The 22,776-nt window shown below is 66.8% G+C and carries 23 protein-coding genes; 19 read left to right on the forward strand and 4 right to left on the reverse strand.

Features of this window, described 5'->3' with window-relative positions:
- Nucleotides 1-32 precede the first annotated feature (32 nt).
- The 8 genes from ACTVZO_RS16265 to ACTVZO_RS16300 all read left to right on the forward strand — a co-directional run bounded on the left by ACTVZO_RS16265 (nucleotide 33) and on the right by ACTVZO_RS16300 (nucleotide 7,389).
- Complete coding sequence (locus ACTVZO_RS16265; protein ID WP_443299067.1) at nucleotides 33-1,676, forward strand: terminase; 1,644 nt, start codon at nucleotides 33-35, stop codon at nucleotides 1,674-1,676.
- Between the two features lie 31 nt (nucleotides 1,677-1,707).
- Nucleotides 1,708-3,129, forward strand: coding sequence for a phage portal protein (locus tag ACTVZO_RS16270; RefSeq protein WP_443299068.1), 1,422 nt, complete (start codon nucleotides 1,708-1,710; stop codon nucleotides 3,127-3,129).
- Nucleotides 3,126-4,226 carry a VG15 protein gene (locus tag ACTVZO_RS16275; protein ID WP_443299069.1) on the forward strand — a complete coding sequence of 367 codons (1,101 nt, stop codon included), beginning with the start codon at nucleotides 3,126-3,128 and terminating at the stop codon, nucleotides 4,224-4,226. The genes ACTVZO_RS16270 and ACTVZO_RS16275 overlap by 4 nt, the downstream gene beginning before the upstream one ends.
- A 1-nt stretch (nucleotide 4,227) precedes the next feature.
- Nucleotides 4,228-4,749: a hypothetical protein gene (locus tag ACTVZO_RS16280; RefSeq protein ID WP_443299070.1), complete on the forward strand. Its 522-nt coding sequence runs from the start codon at nucleotides 4,228-4,230 to the stop codon at nucleotides 4,747-4,749.
- A 76-nt stretch (nucleotides 4,750-4,825) separates the two neighbouring features.
- Entirely contained in the window at nucleotides 4,826-5,887 is a 1,062-nt protein-coding gene (locus tag ACTVZO_RS16285) for a hypothetical protein (protein ID WP_443299071.1), read from the forward strand.
- Nucleotides 5,888-6,212: 325 nt separating this feature from the next.
- The gene (locus tag ACTVZO_RS16290; protein WP_443299072.1) at nucleotides 6,213-6,674 is read left to right on the forward strand and encodes a hypothetical protein; all 462 of its coding nucleotides are present in this window, start codon (nucleotides 6,213-6,215) and stop codon (nucleotides 6,672-6,674) included.
- The gene (locus ACTVZO_RS16295; RefSeq protein WP_443299073.1) at nucleotides 6,671-7,006 is read left to right on the forward strand and encodes a phage head-tail adapter protein; all 336 of its coding nucleotides are present in this window, start codon (nucleotides 6,671-6,673) and stop codon (nucleotides 7,004-7,006) included. Before ACTVZO_RS16290 ends, ACTVZO_RS16295 begins: the two co-directional genes overlap by 4 nt.
- Entirely contained in the window at nucleotides 7,006-7,389 is a 384-nt protein-coding gene (locus tag ACTVZO_RS16300; protein ID WP_443299074.1) for a DUF5403 family protein, read from the forward strand. Before ACTVZO_RS16295 ends, ACTVZO_RS16300 begins: the two co-directional genes overlap by 1 nt.
- Before the next feature lie 41 nt (nucleotides 7,390-7,430).
- Here the strand turns inward: ACTVZO_RS16300 and ACTVZO_RS16305 are convergent, their stop codons facing one another.
- Entirely contained in the window at nucleotides 7,431-7,559 is a 129-nt protein-coding gene (locus ACTVZO_RS16305) for a hypothetical protein (RefSeq protein ID WP_443299075.1), read from the reverse strand.
- Nucleotides 7,560-7,960: 401 nt separating this feature from the next.
- Between ACTVZO_RS16305 and ACTVZO_RS16310 the strand changes: the two genes are divergently transcribed.
- The 10 genes from ACTVZO_RS16310 to ACTVZO_RS16355 all read left to right on the forward strand — a co-directional run bounded on the left by ACTVZO_RS16310 (nucleotide 7,961) and on the right by ACTVZO_RS16355 (nucleotide 19,743).
- Nucleotides 7,961-8,701, forward strand: a complete 741-nt coding sequence (locus tag ACTVZO_RS16310; RefSeq protein WP_443299076.1) for a phage tail tube protein — start codon at nucleotides 7,961-7,963, stop codon at nucleotides 8,699-8,701.
- A gap of 104 nt (nucleotides 8,702-8,805) precedes the next feature.
- Nucleotides 8,806-9,144, forward strand: a complete 339-nt coding sequence (locus tag ACTVZO_RS16315; RefSeq protein ID WP_443299077.1) for a phage tail assembly protein — start codon at nucleotides 8,806-8,808, stop codon at nucleotides 9,142-9,144.
- 110 nt (nucleotides 9,145-9,254) lie between these two features.
- On the forward strand, nucleotides 9,255-9,518 hold the full coding sequence (locus tag ACTVZO_RS16320; RefSeq protein WP_443299078.1) for a hypothetical protein: 264 nt from the start codon (nucleotides 9,255-9,257) through the stop codon (nucleotides 9,516-9,518).
- Between the two features lie 4 nt (nucleotides 9,519-9,522).
- Nucleotides 9,523-13,950, forward strand: a complete 4,428-nt coding sequence (locus ACTVZO_RS16325; protein WP_443299079.1) for a hypothetical protein — start codon at nucleotides 9,523-9,525, stop codon at nucleotides 13,948-13,950.
- Complete coding sequence (locus ACTVZO_RS16330; protein WP_443299080.1) at nucleotides 13,947-14,789, forward strand: phage tail domain-containing protein; 843 nt, start codon at nucleotides 13,947-13,949, stop codon at nucleotides 14,787-14,789. The genes ACTVZO_RS16325 and ACTVZO_RS16330 overlap by 4 nt, the downstream gene beginning before the upstream one ends.
- Nucleotides 14,789-16,987, forward strand: coding sequence for a siphovirus ReqiPepy6 Gp37-like family protein (locus ACTVZO_RS16335; protein WP_443299081.1), 2,199 nt, complete (start codon nucleotides 14,789-14,791; stop codon nucleotides 16,985-16,987). The genes ACTVZO_RS16330 and ACTVZO_RS16335 overlap by 1 nt, the downstream gene beginning before the upstream one ends.
- 13 nt (nucleotides 16,988-17,000) lie before the next feature.
- Entirely contained in the window at nucleotides 17,001-18,317 is a 1,317-nt protein-coding gene (locus ACTVZO_RS16340; RefSeq protein ID WP_443299082.1) for a tail fiber domain-containing protein, read from the forward strand.
- Nucleotides 18,314-18,664: a DUF2746 domain-containing protein gene (locus ACTVZO_RS16345; protein ID WP_443299083.1), complete on the forward strand. Its 351-nt coding sequence runs from the start codon at nucleotides 18,314-18,316 to the stop codon at nucleotides 18,662-18,664. The genes ACTVZO_RS16340 and ACTVZO_RS16345 overlap by 4 nt, the downstream gene beginning before the upstream one ends.
- A gap of 69 nt (nucleotides 18,665-18,733) precedes the next feature.
- Nucleotides 18,734-19,528, forward strand: coding sequence for a C40 family peptidase (locus tag ACTVZO_RS16350; RefSeq protein ID WP_443299084.1), 795 nt, complete (start codon nucleotides 18,734-18,736; stop codon nucleotides 19,526-19,528).
- Nucleotides 19,525-19,743 carry a DUF7439 family protein gene (locus ACTVZO_RS16355; RefSeq protein WP_443299085.1) on the forward strand — a complete coding sequence of 73 codons (219 nt, stop codon included), beginning with the start codon at nucleotides 19,525-19,527 and terminating at the stop codon, nucleotides 19,741-19,743. The genes ACTVZO_RS16350 and ACTVZO_RS16355 overlap by 4 nt, the downstream gene beginning before the upstream one ends.
- A gap of 55 nt (nucleotides 19,744-19,798) precedes the next feature.
- On the opposite strand, the gene ACTVZO_RS16360 is transcribed toward ACTVZO_RS16355, so the two are convergent.
- The 3 genes from ACTVZO_RS16360 to ACTVZO_RS16370 form a co-directional block, all read right to left on the reverse strand.
- Complete coding sequence (locus tag ACTVZO_RS16360; RefSeq protein WP_443299086.1) at nucleotides 19,799-20,197, reverse strand: hypothetical protein; 399 nt, start codon at nucleotides 20,195-20,197, stop codon at nucleotides 19,799-19,801.
- 74 nt (nucleotides 20,198-20,271) lie between these two features.
- Nucleotides 20,272-20,970 carry a hypothetical protein gene (locus ACTVZO_RS16365; protein ID WP_443299087.1) on the reverse strand — a complete coding sequence of 233 codons (699 nt, stop codon included), beginning with the start codon at nucleotides 20,968-20,970 and terminating at the stop codon, nucleotides 20,272-20,274.
- 44 nt (nucleotides 20,971-21,014) lie between these two features.
- Nucleotides 21,015-21,977 carry a hypothetical protein gene (locus ACTVZO_RS16370; RefSeq protein WP_443299088.1) on the reverse strand — a complete coding sequence of 321 codons (963 nt, stop codon included), beginning with the start codon at nucleotides 21,975-21,977 and terminating at the stop codon, nucleotides 21,015-21,017.
- Between the two features lie 235 nt (nucleotides 21,978-22,212).
- On the opposite strand from ACTVZO_RS16370, the gene ACTVZO_RS16375 reads away from it, so the two are divergent.
- Nucleotides 22,213-22,701: a hypothetical protein gene (locus ACTVZO_RS16375; protein WP_443299089.1), complete on the forward strand. Its 489-nt coding sequence runs from the start codon at nucleotides 22,213-22,215 to the stop codon at nucleotides 22,699-22,701.
- Nucleotides 22,702-22,776 lie beyond the last annotated feature (75 nt).

Consider the following 22,776-nt stretch of genomic DNA (forward strand, 5'->3'; position numbering starts at 1 on the left):
AGAACGGGGCACATGAAGTTCAGGGGGTGGTTATGGCCGCTCCCCTAGTGATGTCCGCGTCGGAGATAGACGCCCTGCAACCAACATTCCTCGGTCCTACCTGGACACGCGAGTCGAGCGGCTCGTGGAAGCTTCCGCAGCACACACTCGGCTGGCAGGTCGCTGGATGGTGCGCAGAGCATCTGAAGGCCGAGGACGGCGGGCCCTGGCGCTTCACGCGCGAGCAGCTCCGCTTCGTGCTCTGGTGGTACGCCGTCGATGACACAGGACGCTTCATCTATCGCAAGGGCGTCTTGCAGAGACTCAAGGGCTGGGGGAAAGACCCTCTCCTCGCCGTGATCTCGCTCGTCGAGTTCGTCGGCCCGAGCCGCGTCTCACACTGGGGCCCGGACGGGCAGCCGGTCGGCGTGCCGCACCCTCAAGCATGGGTGCAGATCGCGGCCGTCAGCCGCGACCAGACCCGCAACACCATGACCCTGATGCCAAGCCTCATGAGCGACAAGTTCATCGAGACGTACGGCGTCAAGGCGGGCGCCGAGCTGATCCGTGCGAACGGCGGCCGGCAGAGACTCGAAGCGGTCACCAGCTCGTTCCGCGCGCTCGAAGGTGGCCGAGTCACCTTCACCGTGCTGAACGAGACGCACCACTGGGTGCAGGGCAACTCGGGCGACCGCATGTACGAGACGATCGACGGTAACGCGACGAAGAAGGACTCGCGGTATCTGGCGATCACGAACGCCTACCTTCCCGGCGAAGACTCCGTGGCCGAGAAGATGCGTGAGGCGTTCGAGAAGATCCTCGAAGGCCGCGCTGCGGACATCGGCTTCATGTACGACAGCATCGAGGCGCACCCGGCAACGCCCCTGACGCCCGAAGCAATTCGGATCGTCCTGCCGAAGATTCGCGGCGATGCCACCTGGCTTCGTGTCGAGACGATCCTTCAGTCGATCCTCGACACGACGATCGCTCCTTCGCGCTCGCGGCGGATGTGGCTGAATCAGATCGTGGCCAGCGAGGACGCCCTGTTCTCCCCGGCCGACTGGGATGTTTTGCGGGACGACGACCGGCAGCTCCGTGCCGGCGACGAGATCACCATCGGGTTCGATGGCGGCCTCCGAGACGACTCCACAGCCTTGGTGGCACTTCGCGTGAGCGACATGTGCGCCTTCGTGCTGGGGCTGTGGGAGAAGCCGGACGGCCCGGCAGGGAAGGACTGGGAAGTCCCCCGCGCGCAGGTCGACTCCGCTGTGCACGAGGCGTTCGCCGCGTTCGAAGTGCAGGGCATGTACGCCGACGTTGCTCTCTGGGAGAGCTACATCAGCGAGTGGTCCGAGACGTACGGCGAGGGCCTGGCCGTGAAGGCGCCGGGCAAGGACGCGATCGGCTGGGACATGCGGTCGAGTTTGAAGGCTTCAACCATGGCGCACGAGCGCCTCGTTCGCTCGGTCCTGGACCGCAAGATCGTGCACGACGGCGACCGCAAGCTGCGCCGGCACGTGCTGAACGCGCGGCGGCGAAGCAACAACTTCGGTCTCTCCTTCGGCAAGGAGAGCCGCGAGTCCCCGAAGAAGGTCGACCTGTACGCGGCGCTCATGCTCGCGCACGAGGCCCTCGTCGATCTCCGAGCCCGTGGCAAGCGGGTCCGCAAGCGGACCGGCCGGGGCTTCTTCCTGTAGCAGTGTAAACATTGAACAAGGGTGGTGAACCATGGCTGACCACACGCCTGCCGCCCTTGCGGTGCAGCTCCTCGCCATCCTCGGCAGGGACAAGGACCGGCTGTCCCGGATCGACGACTACCTTCACGGGCGGCACGACGATCCGTACATGCCGGCGCAGGCCGATGACGAGTACCGGCTCCTCGCGAAGAGGGCCGTCTCCAACTGGGCCCCCCTTCTCGTCAACACCCCAGCGCAGGCCCTCTATGTGGATGGCTACCGCGCGGGCGACGAGGAGGGTAAGGGCGCTGCGACAGACCTGTCCTCGCCGCAGTGGAAGCACTGGCAGCGCTCGCGCCTCGACGCGCGACAGTCGGCGGTCTACAAGGGCGCGCTGACGTACGGGCACAGCTTCACCCTCACCGAGCGCGTGAAGGGTGTGGTCCTGACGAAGGGCCTGTCCGCGCTCAGGACCAGCGCGCTCTACGAGGACCCGGCCAACGACGACACCCCGTACGCCTCCATGACCGTGGTTGCCTGGCCTGTCGGCGAGCGGGTCGGCAGGGCCCGCATGTGGGATGGGCGCTTCGAGTACGCGGTGACCTTCAAGGGCCTGGAGGACAGCGACGGCGTCAAGGTCGGCAAGGGCAAGGCCCACGGCGCGACCGAATGCCCCGTGACCAGGTTCGCGGCCTCCGTCGACCTTGAGGGCCGCACGGTCGGTGTGGTCGAGCCCATGATCCCGCTCCAGAACCGGATCAACCAGACGATCTTTGATCTCCTCGTCGCCCAGACCTACGCCTCGGTGAAGGTACGGACGGCCACAGGTATGGCTCCGCCGGTCCAGCGCGACCCGGAGACGGGCGAGGTCGTCTACGACGAGCAGGGCAACCCAATCCCGTTGCCGATCAACCACAACGCGAAGCGGTTCCTTTTCGCCGAGGACCCGGACGTGCGCTTCGGCAGCCTCGACGAGACCCCGCTCGGTGGGTTCATCGAGTCGGTGGACATGAGCATCCGCCACCTCAGCGCGGTCGCCCAGGTCCCTCCGCACGTGCTGCTTGGCCAGATCGCCAACTTGTCGGCCGAGGCCCTCCAGGCCGCCGAGATTTCCCTGTCCCGGAAGGTGCAGGAGTTCCGGACGGCCTTCGGCGAAGCATGGGAACGCGTCTTCCGCCTGGCAGCCGAACTCGAGAATCTGCCGGCGGCTGATGACTTCTCCGGCGAGGTTCTCTGGCGCGACATGGAGCAGCGCTCCCTCGCCCAGGCCGCTGACGCGCTGGGCAAGCTGAGGGAGCAGCTCGGCATCCCCGCGAAGGGCTTGTGGAAGCGCGTTCCGAACGTCACTCAGAACGAGCTCGACGAGTGGGACGAGCTTGCCGAGGACGAAGATTCGGTCGGGCAGCTCGCTTCCGCGCTGACGCGGGCGACTGCTGAACCGGTCACCGCGGATTCGCTCCCGGTGGCAGCGTGACGCGAACGAAGAGGCAGGCCGAGACCGACGAGGTCTCGGCCGCCTTCCATGTCGCGCTGACGCAGATCGGGGCGCAGACCACAGCTGAGGCGATGGCCCTGTGGGCGGATGTCCCGGTCGACCGGCGGGCCGCTACGGCTGGCTCCTGGCTGCGCCGGGCGATCACCCTCGTCATGGGACGGCGACGCCAGTCCCGTGATCTCGCTCGGGCCTACTACCGGCTCGCGAGGGCACTCCAGACCGGCAGGACGACCGCCGACCCCTATCACCCCGAGCCCGCGTACGTGACCCTCGCCGACCTTCGGCGGGAGTTCGGCGAACTGGCGGGCACCTACCGTCCGCCGGCTGAACCGGCGGGTGAGGCCGCGACCATCACGGACGGGGAAGCCTCGCCCGCCCCGGTCGTCGAGGAGGACCGCGAGGACGAGCCGGGCCAGGCATCCAGCAGCGACCCCGGTCTCGACAGCGACGACCAGGAGGACGAGCCCGACTGGGAGCGCATCCTCGTCGAGGAGCTGGAAGGGCTCCGCGAGGAAGAGGAGCGCATCGAGCGGGAAGCCGAGGCCGAGCTTCGCATCGTGCTGGAAGCCCTCGGCCCCGCGAACCTCGACCGGCGCCTGACCGTCGAAGACGCCGACCCCGATGACGCCCACCGCCAGGCGGGCGCACAGCAGGCGGCTGCCGCCTCCCGTGTCGCGATGAACGGGGGCCGGTCCTCGAACTGGACGCACATGTCCCGGGACCGGCGAGCCCTCGGCTACGTACGCCTCTCCCGCACGGGCACCCCCTGCGGCTGGTGCGCGATGTTGATCAGCCGGGGCCCGGTCTACAAGAGCGAGAAGTCCGCCCTCTTCAACGACGGCGACAAGTACCACGACAACTGCAACTGCTACGCGATGCCGGTCTGGAACCGGGATCAGTACCAGTCGAGCGAGCTGACCGCCCTGTCGCGGCAGTACGAGGCCCTGTGGCCAAAGGTCACGAAGGGCTACACCGGCAAAGGCGCGGTGAGCGTCTGGCGCCGGTTCATCCGCACAAAGCAGAGAGCCGCAGCCCAGGAGGCGCGGCCTCCCACTGACACGACCCCGGAGGCGTGAAGTGCCCGAAGAGAAGCCCGAGGCTGCGGCCGAGAATCCGCCCGTCCCGCCCACAGGCGAGGAAGCCCCGCCCGGCGGCAAGCCGGACGACACGAGCGGTGCCGGCGCAGAGACCACCACCGCGGAAGACGCCCTGCCCGACTGGGCCCGCAAGGAGCTGGCCAAGGTGCGGGGCGAGGCTGCGGGATACCGCACCAGGCTGCGGGACGCCGAGACGAAGCTGTCGGGCGCCAAGAGCCCGGAGGACTTCGAGGCCGCCCTCGCTGACGTGAAGGCGAAGAACGCCGAGCTGGAGCACTCGCTCGTCGTCGCCACGGTGGCCCGCAAGTTCGATCTGCCCGAAGCACTGGCCGGACGGCTGCGCGGCTCGACTCCCGAGGAGCTGGAAGCCGACGCCAAGGCCCTTCAGTCGCTTCTCACCCCCGTACCTCCGCAAGCCCTCGGCGGCGGCCTGGACCCGTCCGACGAGGACGACGGAGAGATGGACCCGCGCAAGCTCGCGCGGCGCACCCGGCGCTTCTAGCGCCCCGATGACCCCCCTTACTCAACCCCCCTGCTGACCGGCCGGGGGTTTCTTCATGCCCTCGGAGGTAGCCCCCTTGCCCACCGCACAGCACCAGGTAGTCAAGCCGCAGAAGCTGGTGAATGCGGCTGTCGGAATGCTGGAGCAGGAGCTTCTCATTCCCAACCTCTTCACCAAGCAGGGCGTCGACCAGTTCAAGGGCGCCGAGAACGACACCATCTCCATGAAGGTGGAAGGCATCCTGCCCTTCCACGACTACGCGTGGCGTAACGACCGCTCCAACCCGATCGTCTTCGACGAGTACGCGGAGCGGACCCTCGCTGTGACCTTCGGCGGAAACGTCTACTCGGCCGTCAAGCTCACCGACGAGCAGAACGACTTCGACATCGACAACTGGTCGAAGCTCCTGCGCCCGCAGTCCAAGGCCATCGCGCGCGGTCTCCAGCGCCGCGCGGTCAACATGCTGACCAGCCAGGCGTACAACGTCACCATCGGCAACGCCGGTCAGGCCCTTCGCGGTGCACTCATCGAGGCCCGTCGCGTACTCAACGCCTTCCACGCCCCCAAGGAAGGCCGCTACCTCCTGGTCGGCACCGAGTTCGAGTCGGCCCTCCTGTCCGACGAGAAGCTCAACCTGGCGCAGAACGTCGGCGACTCCGAGGCCGAGACTGCGCTCCGCACCGCCTCGATCGGCCAGCGCTTCGGCTTCAACATCGTCGTCGACCAGACCATCCCGGCGGACGCGGCCTACGCCTTCTCCTCCTCCGGCTTCATCTTCCTCTCCGGCGCCCCGAGCGTGCCGCAGTCCGTTCCGTACGGCGCGACCACCTCGTTCGAGTCGATCGCCCTGCGCTGGGTCCGCGACTACGACCCGCTCTACATGCAGGACCGCTCCGTCGTGAACACCTACGCCGGTTTCCGGTCGGTGCCTGACGTGCTGGTCGGCTGGGACAAGGTCAACGAGAAGGAGATCGTCTCCACCCAGGAGCACTTCGTGCGCGGCATCCGCCTGACGCTCGACGGCAAGTCCGACTACCCGGCTGCTGCGTCCGAGCTGGCCGTGATCACCGGCGTCTCCGACGCGAAGGTGTGGACCCCGACCGGCATGAAGGCCGAGACCGACCCGGCCAACGCCTGATGATCAGCCCGTCGCCGCGCGATGCGCACGCTCAGTAACGAGCTGCGCCGCGCGGCGACGGCGCTGGGCGGACCTCCGCCTGAGCGCCTCGGCCCGCACGACCGCCTCGTACTCCTCGTCGGGGAGCCCCTGCAAAGCCTTGGGCCTATCCCCGAAGCCGTGCTCAAGCCTGATTGCGACGCAAGTGTCGTGGAGGCGGCTGCGCTCTCGGCGTAGGGCTCGCTTCAAGCCAATCTGGCGAATTCTGTTCATCGCTCGATGGTCTTGGACGTTCGGCAGCCGGTCAACTCGCGTCAGATATCCACCCACCCAAAGGAGGGCGAAAGTGGCATACGCGACTCTTGACGAGCTCAAGAGCCGCTTGGACTGGGACCTCGACCACGACGAGCTGCGCATCGCGGCCGGAGCCCTGGAAGACGCCTCAGACCTCGCGGCCACCTACGGCCGCGACTGGCCCGAGGCCACCCCGCCCCGCCTCGTCCGCACGCTGGTGCTGAAGTCCGCGGCGAGGTACCTGCGCAACCCGAACGGCTACACGCAGTCGAGGGCGGGCGACGAGACGCTCGCCTGGTCCGACGCGCACGGCCGGGACGCAGGCAGCGTGTACTTCACGCGCGAGGAGATCCGGCTCCTGGAGGAGCTTGCCGGCCGCAAGCGCGGCATCACCAGCGTGGTCGTCTCCGCCTGGGGCACGAAGCCGCAGCGGGCGGACACCAGCGGGCTCGTACCCGTCGACTACTCCCCTGCCTCGCCCTTCCCTCTCTTCGGGAACGAGGGCCCCTGGTGAGCGTGCAGCGCAGACGCGGCCAGACCGCGCGCGTGTGGCGGACGACCGAGACCGTCGACCGGCGCGGCAACACGGTCATCGCCGTGGACGAGAACAACCCCGTCACCGTCAGAGCCGCCTTCATCCCCCAGCGCAGCGGCAAGGCCGAGGTGCCCGGCCAGCAGCAGATCAACGTGACTCGCATGATCGTGGACGCCCACGTCGAGGGCGTCACCCTGTGGTCCCGCGTCGAGTACCAGGGCCGCATGTGGGACATCGTGACGCCGCCCTCCTACCACCACGGCGAGCGCCGCACGAGGCACTGGTCGATCGACATACGGGAGCGGCCCTGATGGCAGAAATCTACGACGAAGTGGGCGGCAAAAAGCTGGAGGAGTTCATCGCCCGTATGCCCGGCGTGCAGCGGTCGCTCGACGAGGCCCGCTTCGAAGTCGCCGCACGGGCCGAGGCCCTGCTTCTCCAGCACCGCCAAGAAGGCCATGCGTCGATCGATGTCGAGGACGGCCGGATCGACAAGTACGTGATCCTCGACGACGAGCGGGGCAAGGACGCCGCTCTGTCGATCGAGTACGGCCGGGCCGAGTCCATCGTGGTGAAGAAGCGCAAGGACGGCACCACCTACCTCGACGTGATCCCCGCCAGCGAGGGCCTGTTCATCCTCGCCCGTGCCGCGAGCCTCCCGAAGAAGCGGAAGGGGAAGGTGCACCTCGACTGATGGCAGGACTCCCCGACCACATCAAAGCCATGGCGGAACTGTCACCCGTCGAGGATCTCCTCCTCGCCGTACTGCGCGAGGGCCTGCCCGGAGTCAGGGTCAAGTCGCTCGTTGACCTTCACGAAGAATTCCCTCTCGTGCTTGTCCGCCGAGACCCAACCTGGGGCCAATGGCAGGGCGACACACGGTTTACAGATGCCGCCCGAGTTGTCATCAACTGCTTCGTCCCCGACCCCAATGGAGACGAAGAGGCGGCAATTCTCAGCGAGGCCGTTCGCGTCGCCTTGCGGAATGCCTGGCTAAATCAGAAGGTCTATCCCCGCAGAGGGCACATCATCCGCGTGGATCTGAATTCCGCGCCCAGGCGGGCGACGGACTGGGCGACAGCTACAGGCCCAGTGCAATACGCGGACCTCCCCACTGGGGTGTGGCGCTACGAGTCAATCTACGACGTGCACATCCGAAAGCCGCGGACTCGCCCTTACACCCCCTGACAGTTCCCATCACGCAAGGCCCGGACCCCAGCACGGGGCGCCGGGCCTTTTGCGTGCGCGAGTAAGGATTCAGCCTCTTGGCAATCAATGACCTGGCCACCCTCGTTGTGGGCAGTGGCAACTATCTGACGGCGCCCGTCGGCACGACCATGCCGGCGGATCTCCTGACGCCCCTCAGCCCGTGGCAGAACGTCGGCCACACCTCCCTTGAAGACATTTTCGGCATTGCGTCCGAGGGTGGCGAGGCGACCACGATCGGAAGCCTTCAGAACAAGAGCCTGCGCACGAAGTACAGCGCACGGACCGAAACCATGACGTTCACTTTGCAGCAGTTTGATACTGCTGGCCTGAAGCTCTATTTCGGCTCCAACGCTCCCATTCTTCCTGACGGTTCGGTCGGCGTTCCGACCAATCCCGAGCCGACTCAGTCTGCATTCCTGGCCGTATTCGTGGACGGCGATAACCACTTCGCCTTCTACGCCCCGCGCGCGGAAATCTACCGATCCGACGACATGGCGATCTCGGACACCGAGTCTCTCGCCGGACTGCCGATCGGCGTCAAGCCCATGGTCCACGGCAACAACACCTGGACGTACGCGATCACGCCCCTCGGTGGCGTCCTGGCAACCGGCGCGACTGCTGGCTCGCCGGGCTCCTTCACTCCGGAGGGCGCTGTCGTCCCGGCCAACCTGGCTGCTCTGGCGGGTGTCATCGCGACGCCGACCACGAAGTGGACCACCGGGCAGCACGTGAACCTCGGCGACGGCTCGAAGGCGTTCTGGAACACCACGGCCTGGGCCGCCGGCACAGCCACCTGATCCTCCTGACTCCCGGCGCGGGCGCATTGCGGACCCGCCCGCGCCGGGCTTTCCCCCTCGGTCCGCTCCCCCCTTTCCCCTTTCTTCCGGAGGTCCGCAACCCCATGGCTTCTTACTCTCTCGATGACATCCGCGCCGCCACGGAGCGCAAGTACGGCAGCACCGATATCCAGGTCGGCGACGACACGGTTCGGCTCCTCAACCCGCTTCGCCTGCCCAAGGCCCGGCGTGACGCGCTGATGTCCCTTCAGGAGCAGATGGGCAAGGAGGAGTCCGACCAGGCCGAGCTTCTGTCGGAGGCAATCCTCACCATCGCCGCTTCGGAGAAGGGGGCTGCGAAGCTCCTGGACGAGGTAGACGGCGACCTCGCGATCCTCGCGGAAATCTTCGGCCACTACGGCGAGAGCACTCAGGTGGGGGAAGCCTCGGCCTCGCAGGACTGATTGATGAGTATGGAGAGGGCCTTTACCCGGACCTGCTTTTTCACTTCGGCATTGACCTGTCCGACGTGATCGCAGGACGGGGCCCTTCTCCAGCTCTCGTCCTTCTGCTCGTGCAGAGGCTTCCCGATACCTGCCTTACGGTCGCCCTCGCGTCTGGCGGTCGTGAGAATTTCGGATGGGGTCAGGACCGGCATCTGTCGGCTGATCTCTTCGACGCAATCAATCAGAATACCCGCGCCACCGGCCAGTGGGGCAAGGGCAAGGCCCCGAAGATCCCGCAGTACCCGAGACCGCAGGCGACGAAGGCCGAAAAGAAGAAGGCCAAGAAGCCGCGCTCGGTCGCGGAGATTTACAAGCACTTCCAGCGGAGGTAAGCCCGTGGCGTCGGAACCGAATATTGTCGGCAGGATCGCGGTCAAGGTGATGCCGGACACGTCCGGCTTCAAGGAAGACCTGAAGAAGAAGCTCGAAAAGATTGAGCACGATCTCGCGATCACGATCCGCACAAAGGCCGACGCGACCGGCGCCCGCAAGGATGTGCTCGAAGCGGTCCGGGCGATCAACGCCGACAACAAGAAGACCGACACCCGAAAGATCCGCTTCTACACGAAGCTCGACCTGGCCGGGATGTCCGGCGAGGTGACGAGGGCCGTACGCGAGTACCAGGCCCGAGCGAACCAGCACCGCATCACCTTCTCCGCCACCGGCCGCCAGGTCGTACAGGAAGCCCGCAGGACTCAGCGCCAGGCGCAGGCGGAACTGTCCGACCTGCGCATCGGCGTGAACCTCGACAACCAGGGCTCTGTCCTGGCGGCCATCGGCCGGGTCAAGGCCGCCCTCGTTGCGATCGGCGAGACGGACATCGACATCGACCTCGACGAGGGCTCGCTGAACGCGGCGATCGACATGTTCGAGGAGCGCCTCGACGAGATCGGGCACATCAAGCTCCAGGTCGACCAGGAGAGCGAGTCGTCGGTCAAGGCCGCAGTCGCCGCGATCGACCGCGAGTTGCAGCGCCTCGCCGAGACCGAGCTGAAGGTCAGCCTCGACCGCGACTCCCTCGAAGAGGCCAAGCGGAACCTCGTCGCGGAGTCCCGCGCGGCAGCTCTGCAGGCTGCCGGCGAAATTCAGGACCAGCTCGACGGCATTCTGATCCGCCCCAAGCTGGACGAGCAGAAGGTCGCCCAGGTGAAGCGGCAGCTCGAAGCAGCCTTCGAGCAGATGCGGACCCTGCGGGCCCAGCTCACGCCCGAACTCGACGCGCTCGCCACGCAGAAGGTCAAGCGGGACATCGACGACCTCCAGGACCGCATCGACGGCCTGAAGGCAGAGATCGAGCCGGAGCTGTCGCGTACCGGCGTCATGGCCACGATCGCGCACATGGCGGTCCTCACGCGGGACCGCTTCGTAGACCTGATCCCGCGCGTCAAGCTGTCGGCTGCGGCCACCGCTGCGGCGATGCTCCAGGCCCTATCCGGCGCCCGTGTCCTGGGGGACATGTTCGAGCGCCTGGGCCGCATGGTCCGCAACCTCGACAAGTCGGCGCCGATGATCGGCACCCTGGCGACCGCGATAGCGGGCCTCGCCGGCTGGGGCATCACCGCGGCTTCCAACCTGTTCACGATGTCCGCCTCGCTCGCGCAGATCGGGGCAACGTCCCTTGCGCTGCCGGGAATTCTCGGCGGCATGGCGATCGGCATCGGTGCCACCGTCGCCGCCTTCAAGGACTTCAACAAGGTCCTTCCCGGAGTGAAAGGCCAACTGGCCTCCCTCCAGGACCTGATCAGCGAGAAGTTCTGGGCAGAGGCGAAGAAGCCGATCAAGGAACTGATCGACACCGTCATGCCCGAGCTGACGGCGGGCTTCAAGACGACCTCCACCCAGCTCGGCCAGTTCTTCGGCGGCTTCGCCGACTCCCTCAAGAGCAGCCTCGCCCCCGCCCTGGGCGGCATGTTCGGTGACCTCTCGAAGTCGATCGACATCGCCACCACGGGCACCGGAGCCTTCGCCAACATCATCAAGGTTCTCGGCGAGGTCGGCGCGGGCTACCTCCCGCAGCTCGCGCAGTGGTTCGTGGATGTGGCCACCAAGGCGTCGAACTGGCTGAACACCAAGGGCGAATCCGGGCTCCGCGAGGAGATCGACGCGGGCGTGCAAGCGCTCAAGGATCTCGGCGGAGTCCTGATGGAGACGGGCGGCATCTTCGCCGGCATCTCCCGCGCAGCCACCGAGGCGGGCGGCTCCACCCTCGGCATGATCCGCCAGACCCTCGCCGGGGTACACGAGGCCGTCGACAGCAGTAGCGTACAGGCCAAGCTCGTCGGTCTGTTCACCGCAGCCCACGACGCCATGTCCAACATGGCAGCGCAGGGCGGGGCCGAGGTGAAAGCTTTCTTCGGCCAGTTCGTCGGACTGCTGACCGAGATCCTCCCGCAGGTCGGCACGATCCTCGGAACGGCCGTGGGCGCCATCGCTGGCGCGCTTAACCAGCCAGAAGTATTCGCTGGCGTTTACGCCCTCTTCAATGGAATTCAGACTGCGGTAAATGCCCTCGCTCCCGCGATGGCCCCGCTGGGTGTGGCCTTCGGCGCAATTCTCACCCTGGTCTCCTCATTCCTGGCAATGCTGGGACCGCTGGTGGCCGCCGTCCTCACGCCGCTTTCGCAGGCATTCACTATGCTAGTCCCTGCGATAGAGCCTTTGATCGGATTGCTTGGCGAGGGCTTGATGGGAATCGTCGCCGCCCTCGCCCCATTGATCATGACGGTAGTGGAAGCCTGCGTTCCACTTATTGAGGCGCTCGTCGCTGGGCTCGCCCCAGTTATCCCGCTGATTTCGGAAGCGCTCGCCGCAATGTCGGCCGCGCTCCAGCCGGTCATCGAAATTCTGATGCAGATTTTGACGGCTGCCATTTTGCCGCTCATTCCCGTGGTGCAATCACTGGCCGCCGAATATCTGCCTCTTATCTCTGAAGCCTTCTCCGCCGTCATGGAGGCCATCCAGCCATTCCTCAACGCCTTGCTCCAGGTCGTCAACTTCCTGATGCCGATCCTGGCGCCTGCCATCGAGTTCATCGCTGGCATCCTCCTAGGTTCCCTGGTCGGAGCCATCAACGGCGTAGCCGACGTATTCACTGGGCTGTGGAACGTCTTCAAGGGCGTCTGGGACATGATCGTCGGCTACTTCAAGTTCGTCATCGGGTTTTTCGTTGGCTCGATTACCGGCGACTGGAGCATGTTCCAGGATGGACTGAAGCAGATATGGAACGGAATCAAGTCATTCCTCTCCGGTCTCTGGGACACCATCAAGGGCCTGTTCATGATTTTCATGAACATCGGAATTCTCGGCGTCGGAAAGAAGATCCTAACCGGCATTAACACCCTCTGGGACAATATCTGGAACGGCCTGAAGACTTCTGCTACGGGGCTCTGGGGCTCCATTCGGGCGAACTTCTCTTCCTTCATGACAGCCCTGAAGGAAACGCCCGGAGCGGCCCTCCGTTCGATTCAGAAGTTCTTCTCCGACACGTGGACGAACATTAAGTCTGCGGCCGGTGAAGCGTGGGAAGCAGTCAAGCGCATCTTCTCTCAGAAGGTCGATGACTGTGTCCGCTCCGTAAGGGATCTCCCGAAGAACGTGAAGGAGATTTTCGGCGACGCGAAGAACCTCCTTATGGATGCGGGCCGGAAAATCATCTCCGGCCTGATCGACGGTCTCAAGTCGATGTTCGGCTCGGTCAAGAGCACCCTCGGCGACCTGACGAGCAAGCTCACGGACTGGAAGGGCCCAGCCCCGAAGGACGCCGTCCTGCTGTACGACGCGGGTCGGCTCATCATCCAGGGCCTCATCAAGGGCCTGGAGTCCCAGTACGACAAGGTGAAGCAGTCGCTCAACGAGCTGACGGCGAAGATCCCGAAGAACGCCTCGAAGGGCCTGAAGGACCGGATCAACCGGGACAGGGCCGCACTCCTGAAGCTCGCCGCCCAGTGGGAGGCGGGTTCGAAGCGGCTGGAAGCGGCGCGCGACAAGCTCGACAAGCTCCGCGAGGAGGCCAGCCGCTACGCGCAGTCGGTCGCGGACAAGGTCATCAGCACAGGCGATGTCACGAAGATCAAGGACACGTCCTTCAACGGGATCTCGTCGGAGCTGAAGAACGCGGTCGAGCAGGCGAAGAAGTTCGCCGACGTGCTGAAGAGGCTCAAGGCCCTCGGGCTCAACGCCACCTCGTTCGACCAGATAGCCACCGCTGGCCCCGAAGCCGGACTCGCTGCGGCCGAGGCCATCGCCAACGCCGGCGCATCCGGCGTCGCCGAGATCAACGCCTTGCAGAAGGAGTTGGAGAAGTACGCGGGCAAGGCCGGGGCCACCGCGTCGCACTACATGTACGACGCCGGGGTCAAGGCGGCCGAGGGCCTGGTCAAGGGCCTTGAGGCCCAGCAGAACGCGATCGAAGCACAGATGCTCAAGATCGCGGACGCGATGGTCAATGCCATCAAGAAGGCCCTCGACATCCACAGCCCGTCACGGCTGTTCAGGAAGCTCGGCTCCTTCGTCGGCAAGGGCTTCGGCCTGGGCGTCGAGGACGAGCGAGGGCGCGTCGAACGCGCCACCAACGCGCTCGCTTCGAGTGCGACCTCCGGGGCCTCCCGCGAGGTCACGGCCGCTGTCTCCGGCGGCCTGGCGGCGGCCGACTCCGGCCGGTCCGTGACGAAGGTCTTGAACTACTACGCGGGCTCCGGCAGCTCCCTCTCGTCCGAGGAGGAGCTGTTCGCGGCTGCCTCGCGGGCAAGGATGGTCGGCTGGTGAAGCTCGAACTGGCTTCGGCCGCAGACAGGCTGGACCTGGACGGCTTCGAGAAGAACGGGCTGGGATTCCAGGCCCTCGCCGGGATAACCGGCCTGGGCCTGCCCCAGCTCTCCGTGCAGTGGCTTGAAGGCGCGGGGGACGGCGCCGCCTATCGCGGGCGGCGCGTCCTGCCCCGCGACATCGACATCCCCCTCGACATCGTGGGGCGGGACAGGGTGCACCTCGCCGAGCTGGTGAACCGCCTCGCGCGGGTCCTCGCCGCGGAGTGCACCCTGACCTACATCGACGCCGAAGGCGTGCGGTGGTCCGCTCCTGTCCAGTGGACCGGCGGAGGGGACATCGACCCCGGCTCGGGCGAGCGTGACGTGCAGACCGTCATCACGCTCCGGGCTCCCTCTCCCTACTTCCTGGCGGAGGCAGCGCAGACGGTCTCCATCGGCGGCGCGACAGCGGGCGCGTTCCTGTCCTCGCTGTCGTCGATGCCGCTCGCTTCGTCGCAGGCGATCGGCTCTGTGCAGCTCTCCAACGAGGGCGACGTGCCGGCGTTTCCCGTCTGGGAGGTGACCGGGCCGGGCGACAACTTCAAGGCCATCAGCCCCGAAGGGAAAGTCCTGCACTGGACCGGCACCCTCGCGGCCGGAGAGAAGCTGATCGTCGACATGGGGGCAGGCACGGTCAAGAGCGGCACCGGAGCCAACAAGTACGCCCTGCTGGCTGCGGCCCCCGCCTTCTGGTCCGTCCCCCCGGGCGCCTCGACCGCGACGGCTTCCCTGCTCAACATCACGACTGCTTCCCGGGTCGTGTGCTCCTGGCGTCCTCGGAAGTGGGTGGTGATCTAGTGCGGCAAGAGGATCTCCTCGTCGAGGTACGCGACAAGACGCTGACGCGCGTCGGCGCCATCCCTGCGGATCTCCTGACCATGGACGCGGAGGACGTACACAACAACGTCGGCACGTGGAAGCTCAGCATCAACGCCGAGCACCCTCTCGCCTCCATCCTCTCGACTCCGGGCGCGGGCATCATCGTCACGGGTCCTGCTGATGTCCTCTTCTCCGGGCCGGTGACGAAGACCGAGTCCGCAGCCACGGCGACGGACCCGCTCGGCACGCTGAAGGTCGAGGGCGTAGACGACACGATCATCCTGTCGGACATGCTGGCCTGGCCCGACCCGTCCAACGGGAACGCGGCCAGCCAGAACTTCGCCTACGACGAGCGGGGAGGCCCGGCCGAAACGCTGATGCACGCGTACGTGAACGCGAACTGCGGCCCCTCGGCTCCCGCCAACCGGCGCCGCTCCGGCCTGGTGATGGGCGTGGACGGGGCGCGGGGTCCAGTGGTCACGAAGGCCGCCCGCTTCCAGCAGCTCGGCGAGCTGTGCAAGGAACTGGCCGAGCCTGCTGGACTCGGCTTCCGCGTGGTGCAGCGCGGCGAGAGCCTGGTCTTCGAGACGCACGCGGTGCAGGACCGTACGAAGGAAGCCCGGCTCGGCGTCGTGAACAACACGCTCGCTGGTCAGCGCGTGAGCACCTCTACCCCCCTGAAGACCAGGGTCATCGTCGGCGGCGACGGGGACGGCTCGAACCGGCTGTTCGTCGGCGTCGACAGCCCGGACTCGATCGCCTCCGAGAGCGACTGGGGCCGCCGCATCGAGACGTTCATCGACGAGCGCTCCTCGACGGACACGGCCGAGCTGACCCAGAAGGGCACGGAAGCCCTCGCCGACGGCGGCAAGACGGTCACGGCGGCCCAGGCCGTTCCGATGGAGGACTCCGCCCTCGACTTCGGGCGGGACTGGTTCCTCGGCGACAGGGTGTCGGTCATCGTCGGCGCCTCCGAGATGGCTGCCGTCGTCACGGGCATGGTCCTGAAGGTCGACTCGGACGGCTACCGGCTCGGCGCCACGCTGGGCGACCCGACTCCGCTCGACCCGGCGATGGCCGATGCGAAGGCGGTCAAGGAGCTGGAGTCCCGCGTCTCCTCCCTGGAACGCACGGCGGAGGCCAGTCCTGCCGGTACTCGAGAATTGCCGGCAGGCACTCTCACCCAGTCCAGCGTCCCGGACGCCTATCCCGAACGCGCAAGCGTCATGTACCTCACGGCTGCGGACGCTACGGCTGGCGGCTGGGACTTCGGCGGTAAGTATGGGTTCGTCACCACACGCCGCCAGGCGAACGGTGACGCCTACCAGACCTGGAGCCGCGTACACGCTGCCGCGACGACACACGAGGAATGGGTGCGCGGCGGCAACCGCTCCTCCGGCTGGAGCGCCTGGCGACAGGTCGGCTTCGACAACCAGCTCCTACCGGCGGACTACACCTCGGCCTCCCTGCCAGCCGCGTACCCCTTCGGCATGTCGACGCTCACCATGAACGAGACGCAGGCGATTGCCGGCGGCTGGGCTTTCGGTTCGGGCGGCAAGTACGGCGTCGTGCGGACCGTTCATCCGGTGGGTTCCTCCTTCGCGCATCAGACCTGGCTCCGGCTGAGCCCCACCGTCACGGAAGAGTGGACCCGCTCGGGCAACGACGCGGCGGGCTGGACGACGTGGCGCACCTCGGCGCACAACGAGAAGTCCGCGAAGGGCGTCGTCTCCATCCAGAACCTCTCGACCACGGCCTACATCGGCGACACCGCAACAGTCGTCTACACGCAGCAGTTCACCGCTGAAGCGGGCCGTTGCTACAAGGTCGCGGTCAGGATCGCAGCCGTCGACACGGACGGCACGGGCGACAACGCCAGCTCGAACATCCGCTACGCGAAGCAGGGCGCGTACACCTGCGTCCGCTGGGCCGCCGGTACCACGGTCACGACCGCGAGCACCCTCGCGGCCGACGTGTTCAGCACGACCTACGACGACGACTCGAACACGTCGACCGGCCTCGACTTCACCTGCTACATCAACAACCCTCCGGCCGGACCCGTCACGGTCGGCGTCACGCTCAACACCCGCCGGACCGCCGCGACGTACGGCATGGTCCGCTACCTCCCGGGCTCCCTGTCGACGCTCGTCGTCGAGGACGCGGGCGCGGCACTTTAAGGAGCCTCCCCCTTTGGCAATCACCTCCTACCCCTTCGACGGCCAGTCGGTCACCGAGACCCAGTTCTCGCAGATGTTCCGGGAGTTCCAGGATTCGGGCGTCGTCACCTCGCTCGGCGGTTCCGGATTCGGTGTGAACCCCGCGACCGGAATGACGCTCGCGGTAAGCGCGGGCCTCGCCTTCCTGCGAGGCCACATGGTGCAGTCCACGGCAACCGAGAACGTCACCATCTCGGCAGCCAGTGCTCAGGCCCGCGTCGACCGGGTAGTCCTGAAGCTCGACCCTGCAACCAACTCGATCACCCTGGCAGTGAAGGCCGGCACCGCGGGCTCGGCCAACCCCCCGGCCCTGACCCAGACGGACACCGGCGTCTTCGAGATGGCTCTCGCGTCGGTCGCGGTCGGTGCAAACGTCACCTCGATCACTGCCGGGGACATCACGATGACCCGCCCGTTCGTGGGACATCGCGTCGGCGCGTGGATTACCGCGACTCGTCCCTCGTCCCCGCGAATCGGGCAGCTCGGCTACAACACCACCACCGACACCTGGGAATACTGGACGGGCGCAGTTTGGGCCCCCCTGCTCTCCACGGTGGACTGGTCCAACCTGTCGGGCAAGCCTGCGACGTTCACGCCGTCCACCCACACGCACACCTGGTCCCAGATCAGCGACCGGCCGTCGACCATGACCCCGACCGCGCACACGCACGACTGGACCCAGGTCACGGGCAAGCCGTCGAGTTTCGCCCCGAGCGCGCACGGGCACGCCTGGTCGGAACTGAGCGGTGTCCCCTCGACTTTCGCCCCGAGTTCCCACTCGCACTCGTGGGACAGCATCACCTCGAAGCCGGGCTCGTTCCCGCCGAGTTCGCACTCCCACTCCGGCTACCTGGGGTCAGGGGACACGATCCACCGTGCCAACGGCTCGGACCGTCCGCACTCCTACAGCCCGACTGGTGCCACCTGGTACGCGGTGTGGGTCGACGGCAATCACAACTTCTGCCGCAACACCTCCGCGCGCCGCTTCAAGGAGAACATCCGGGACATCGATATCGACCCGGAAGCCGTTCTGTCCCTGCGCCCGCGCGTCTACGACCGCAAGCCGTCCGTGAACGACGAGGGCGAAACGATCGAGGGGCGCCGGGACGAGTTCGGCCTGATCGCCGAAGAGGTCGACGAGACACTCCCCGAGATCGTCATCCGCGACGAGGAGGGACAGATCGACAGCGTGCGCTACGACCTGATCGGGGTCGCGCTTCTGTCGGTCGTGCAAGACCAGGCCGAGCGCATCGAGCGTCTGGAGCAGCTCGTCCGGGACATGTCCCGATGAGTTTTGACCCGGCCGTCCAGGTGGCGATCGTCTCCGCCGGCGGCATGGTCACCGCGGCTTTGGTCGGCGTCCTGGTCGAGCTGGTGCGCCGCCAGGGGACAGCTCTCTCCGAGGTGCGCGCGCACGCGCAGGAAGCCCGCGACCAGGTCTCCAACGACCATACGACGAACCTGCGGGACGACTTGGACAAGGTGATCGCGGGACTCGATCGCGTCCTCGAAGGGCAGGTCCGGCACAGCCGGGACATCCGCGATCTGCGCACCGACCTGTCCCACGAGCGCGTCGAGCGCCTGGCCGTCTCCGAGCGTCTCGACACCCACATATCGGCCTCTGCCCCCACTCCGTAAGACGACCCACACCCCAAGGCCCTGTCCCACCGGACGGGGCCTTTCGCATGTCCCGAAGGAGGACACCCCTTGAGCAATCAGGCTCAGAAGATCCTTGGCATCGCACGTGCCGAGAAGGGATACCAGGAGGGCCGGAAGGACGGCCACTGGAACAACGACCAGAAGTACAGCAACGAGGTCCCCGGCCTGGAGTGGAGCGACTTCCAGGCGTGGTGCGCGACCTTCGTCTCCTGGTGTGCGCTGAAGGCCGGTGTCGCCGATCTCTACCCGCGTACCGCGTCCTGCCTGACCGGCGTGAGCTGGTTCAAGCAGCGCAACCGGTTCTCCGCCTACCCCGCGACCGGCGCGCAGGTGTTCTTCGGCAAGAACGGCGGGACTCACACCGGCCTCGTCTATGACTACGACGACACGTTCGTCTACACCATCGAGGGCAACACCAACGGGAACGGTTCGCCCGAGGGCGACGGCGTGTACGAGAAGAAGCACCGCCGCACCGACGCCTACGTGTACGGGTACGGCTACCCGGCCTTCGCCGAGGGCATCAAGTCGGCCGACCCGGCATGGAAGGACAAGGCTCCCAAGCCGCAGCCGCCGGCACCGCAGCCCGCTTCGCAGATCGTCGCGCTGAACGCGGCGGTGAAGCCCGGCGCCAAGCACGCCCAGGTGCGCGACCTTCAGCAGCTCCTCATCAAGGCCGGGTACGGCCCGATCAGCGGGGCCGTCACCGACTTCTACGGCCCCGAGACCCAGCGGGCGGTAGCACGCTTCCACGACCGGAACCCCGCCTACCGCAGCGGCCTGCACGACCCGCGGATCGGTCCGAAGGGCTTCACCGCGCTCCAGAAGCAGGCGGGCCGCCGATGAGCAAGATGCTTATGCCCGGCTCCAAGCCGCCGAGCGTTCTGTCCCTGCTGCCCGTCCGCTACCGCTCCCGCGCCGGGGCCTTCCTGGCAGCGCTCGGCGTGATCGTAAGCGTCTGCGCCATCGTCTACGCCGACAAGCCGGAGGTCGCCGTCATCGTCCAGATCGCAACAGCTCTCGGCCTGGTCGAGTCTCCCGACTCCGACACCACCGAGTAGACGCACGCCCCCCTGCCAGTCCAAGGAGGACCAGCAGGGGGGCGCTTTTGTCGTCTCAGGACTCGCCAGCCTTCTCGGCCTTCCTCGCCTCGATCTCGTCCATCGTCATCACGGGCGTCCTCGAACGGCGCCCGGCTGGACGGGCAGGCTTGCCGCCCTCGGCCGCCTTCTTCGGCTTCGGCTTGCTTGCCGGCGACTGCTGTCCCGGCACCTCTGCCTTCTGGTCCTCGACCGCCGCGAGGATGGCCGCAGCCGCTCGTTCGAGAGGGGCCAGCTCCGGAGGACCCTGCGCAGCAAGGTCGTCACCGAACAGGTCTCTCAACGGTGCCGCGTCCTCGTCGCACAGGTCGCGCTCCCGAGGCTCGCAGCCCGCAAGGGCGAGGGTGTACCGCGTCGTAGGGCGGTCCTTGTTCTTGCACTGGTCGCATAGGCGCACGGTGATCGTGAGTTCCATTTCGGCGCCCCCTCGCGCTGCGTGACTGTCTATGTGTTGATTGTCGCTCACGAGGGGGCTGCGGGTCGAAGTTGTCAGAGGGAGGCGGATTCGAGTCGCTGGAGGTAGCGGCTGCCGGTCCGCCGGTCGCGGCCCATGAGCTTGGCCAGGGCGGGGCCAGTGACCTCCTTCTCCTGCTCCTTGAGCTTGGCGACGGCCTGGCGGATCTCCGCGATGCTCGGCGTCGGGCGGCCGGGACGGCGCCGGTTCCTCGCCTTGGCCACCTCGTCGACCGGCAGCTCCTTGCCGTCGATGGTCTGCTGCACGGGCTTGGCGTCCTGGTCCTGGTGCTCGTCGTCGGCCTGGTCCTCGACGACCGGCGCGGATTCCGCCGGCACAGCCCTGGCGGCACGGATGATCATGTGGGCCACATGCCCGGCGACGATGCCCGGGACGCAGGAGACGGCGGCGGTGAGCGCCATGGACGACTGCATGTACCCGGCGGCTATCCAGTGGGCAACGATCTGTCCGACGATGGCCAGGGCCAGAGCGCCGACCGCGCCGACGACGGCGGTTCCGCGGCCCTTCTCGCCCTTCTTCCTGCTCTCGACGAACCAGACGGCGAAGCAGGCGTAGACGGTCATGCAGACCGGCATTCCTGCTGCGGCCCACTCACCCCATCCGGCGGCGCGGGCGAGCTGGTACTCGCCGGGGGCGGCCATGGCCAGGGCGACGGCGAGTACGAGGCCGCCGAGGGCGTGGACGTACCAGGGCATACGGGCAGGCTGAGACATGGTGGTGCCTTTCGAGGCGTGCAGGAGAAGGAAGGCTGTGAGGGTTACGCCATGGCCGCGCGCGCAGCGCGGAAGACGGCGAGGCCCTGGGGTGCGAGCGGGCCGGGCGCGTCGAGCGCGGGGGCCTCGGGGGCGTCGGCGATCTCGCCCGTGGTGCAGTCGATCTCGAAGTACGCGGCGGTGCCGAGGGCGCACTCGGTGCAGATTCCGGTGTCCTGGCCAGCGGGCAGGAGATTGCCGCAGCGCTCGGCGCAGTCGGCGTACTGCTTCCACTGGCGCTTGCGCTCGGGGCGCTTGCGGTCGAGGCGGTCCTCGATCAGCCGGGCAGCGCTGTAGACCTTCGAGGGGAGGCCCTGCGTCACGGCGTCGGTGATCTCGCCGATGGTGGCGCCACGGTCGAGCCAGTCGGCCACGGACGGGGCGAGCTTGGCGGCCTGCCGTTCGGACAGGTTCAGACGGCTGTCGACGGCGGCGAAGCGGCGCACGATGCGGGCAGCCTCGACGAGCTGAGGAGTCTGGTTGTCCTGCTTCTCGCTGGAGCCCTCCCTCACCGCAGACGCGGCTACCTGAGCAGGCTCTACGACGGGAGGGAAGGGAGGGATCTTTCCCTGCTTCTTAGAAGAGATCCTTTCCCCTGAAAGGGGCGCTCCCGCGTGGCCGGGGGCCAGGTCGCCGGTTCCCGGTGATGCGGGAGCCGGGGAGTCCTCAGTCTGGGGAAGGTCGTGAAGGGCTGTCTCGGTCCACACGCGGCCGGTCTCGGGGTCGCGGATGGTGAACCGGAAGTAGTAGCCCTGAGCCACCAGCTCATCCAGCGCGTTGGCTACGCCCTTGCGGCCGACGCCGGGGTTGTTGTCGGCCAGGGTGCGCACGTCTTCCTTGGCCCCGTTGGGCAGGGAGATGAGGTGCAGCCACAGGCCGCGCGCCGTGAAGGACAGCTTGCGGTTACGGGCCGTGCGGTTGGGCACCACCGTGAAGTCACGGTCGTGCCGAGTACGATGGATACGCATTGGGAGCTACCACTCTCGATGCCGGACCCCGGAGCGTTGGCGCGCTGCCGGGGTCACCTGTTTGTTGCGCCTGACCAGGCACTTTCGTAAACCTGCGACTAGGCGGATCAGCTTCGCTGACGGGTTCAGCTTGACATGATCACTAGTGATTGGTCAATCTTTACTCGACAGCACAGGTTCGGGGTCATCCTGGGGGATGAGCGCGGACAGCGCAGACCCCACCCAAGGAGGACACATGCCCGCGTCGAAGATCGTGGACGAGCAGGAAGTCATCGGCTGGTTCCGGGACGGCAAGACCTACCCCGAGATGATCGCCATCTACGAAGAGAAGTACGGCATCCAGACGACCGCACCCATGTGGTCCTCCTTCCGCCGGCGAAGGGGTCTCGACCGGCGAAATCTAAGAGCCGACGACCTTCTGCCCTGGAAGATGAAGGAAGAGCATAGGCACCACTACCCGCCCATCATGCTGCGGATCGAGGCGCGTCTACGCGAGGAGAGAGCGGCCCTGGAGCGGGGGGAGGAGCCGAAGAAGCGCGTGAGCGAACGCGACAAGAAGCGTCTGGCGTCGTGGAAGAACGGCCTCAAGGCGGACGGGCATGACCTCGTCGTCCACTACGACGCCGACACCGAGGAGGGCTTCTTCCTGGTGCCGCGCAGGCCCGAAGACACTGACCTCATCCGTATCCCCCCTCGCAAAACCGGCAACCAGGCTCGGGACTGACCCTACACCCGAACACTCGAACGCGCATTCGAACATCCAGGTAACCTTCCCGCACGGAAGGGTTGCCCTCCCCCC

The sequence above is a fragment of the Streptomyces sp. IBSNAI002 genome (assembly GCF_052244475.1).
Classification (GTDB): Bacteria; Actinomycetota; Actinomycetes; order Streptomycetales; family Streptomycetaceae; genus Streptomyces.